The sequence below is a fragment of the Caballeronia terrestris genome, from assembly GCF_001544515.1.
Taxonomy (GTDB): domain Bacteria; phylum Pseudomonadota; class Gammaproteobacteria; order Burkholderiales; family Burkholderiaceae; genus Caballeronia; species Caballeronia terrestris.
This window is the reverse complement of the sequence record NZ_FCOL02000606.1, coordinates 1-596: the sequence shown is the minus strand read 5'-3', so window position 1 is coordinate 596 and position 596 is coordinate 1. Positions and strand designations below refer to the sequence as shown.

General features: G+C 66.3%; 1 protein-coding gene. It reads right to left on the bottom strand.

Annotated features, from left to right (window positions below; translation table 11 throughout):
- Positions 1-596 (bottom strand): zinc-binding dehydrogenase (locus AWB67_RS39180; RefSeq protein WP_143746859.1); only part of this gene is annotated, 596 nt, incomplete at both ends.

The following is a 596-nucleotide window of genomic DNA, read 5'->3' as shown; positions in this document are numbered from 1 at the left end:
GAGCCGCCGCGCCGCGTGATGTTGTACGCCAGGTCCAACGCGCGGATCGATCCGGCGAACTCAAAGGCGAACTCGACGCCGCCCGAACTCAATTCGCGGATATGCTCGAGCGCATCCTCCCGGCCGGCGTTGACCGTGTGTGTGGCGCCGAGGGTGCGCGCCTGCTCCAATTTGTCGTCAGACAGATCGACGGCAATGATTTGCCGGGCCCCTGCCGCGTGCGCGCCGATGAGCGCGGCCAGTCCGACACCGCCCAGACCGATGACGGCCACCGATGCGCCGACTCGAACCTGCGCCGTGTTGACGACGGCTCCGACACCCGTGAGAACCGCGCATCCAAAGAGCGCGGCTTCTTCGAGCGGTACGGTCGGATCGATCTTGATGACCGAGCGCCGCGACACGGTTGCGTACTCAGCGAAAACCGAGCACCCCAGGTGATGATTGACGACTTCACCGCCGTGAGTGAGACGGCGCGCACCAGAGAGCAAGGTGCCGGCACCGTTTGCTGCGGCACCCGGTTCGCACAACGCAGGGCGTCCCTCGGCACACGGTGCGCAGTGCCCGCAACTGGGCACGAACACCACGACGACATGGTC